This window comes from Devosia psychrophila (genome assembly GCF_000971275.1).
GTDB lineage: Bacteria > Pseudomonadota > Alphaproteobacteria > Rhizobiales > Devosiaceae > Devosia > Devosia psychrophila.
Window position 1 is genome coordinate 1 of record NZ_LAPV01000121.1, and the last position, 575, is coordinate 575.

Consider the following 575-nt stretch of genomic DNA (forward strand, 5'->3'; position numbering starts at 1 on the left):
GGTTCGAACAGATAATGGCTGGCCATCGCCGCGAACCGGGCGTTGACCTGCCGGGCTTTGCCGGAGCCGATCCGATCGACCGCAGTCTTCATGTTGTCGAAGATGCCGCGACGGGGGACGCCGCCCAGCACCCGGAACGCCTGGGTCATGGCGTCAAACAGCATCTCGTGGGTCTGCAGCGGATAGGCCCGAACGATGAACGCCCGGCTGTGCGACAGCTTGGTATGAGCCACCTGCAGCTTGGTACGCTCGCCGCCCAGGATGGCCCAGTCTTCGCTCCAGTCGAACTGGAAGGCCTCGCCCGGCCCGAACACCAGGGGAACGAAGGTACCGCGCCCGCTGGTTTGCTGTTCGCGCTGCCGTTCCGCTTTCCAGGCCCGCACAAACGCAGCCACCCGCTCGTAAGAACCCTCATAGCCCAGTACCACCAGATCGGCATGCATCTGCTTGGCCGTGCGCCGCTGCTTGCGCGATTTACCGGCTTCCACGCGCAGCCAGTCGGAGAGCTTTTGCGCAAACCGATCAAGCTTGCTGGGCCGCGCAGGAACCTTGAACTTCGGCTCCACCGTGTCGGC

1 protein-coding gene is annotated in these 575 nt (G+C 64.5%); it reads right to left on the reverse strand.

Annotated features, from left to right (window positions below; genetic code table 11):
- Positions 1-575 (reverse strand): IS21 family transposase (istA, locus tag WH91_RS10715; RefSeq protein WP_144408369.1); only part of this gene is annotated, 575 nt, incomplete at both ends.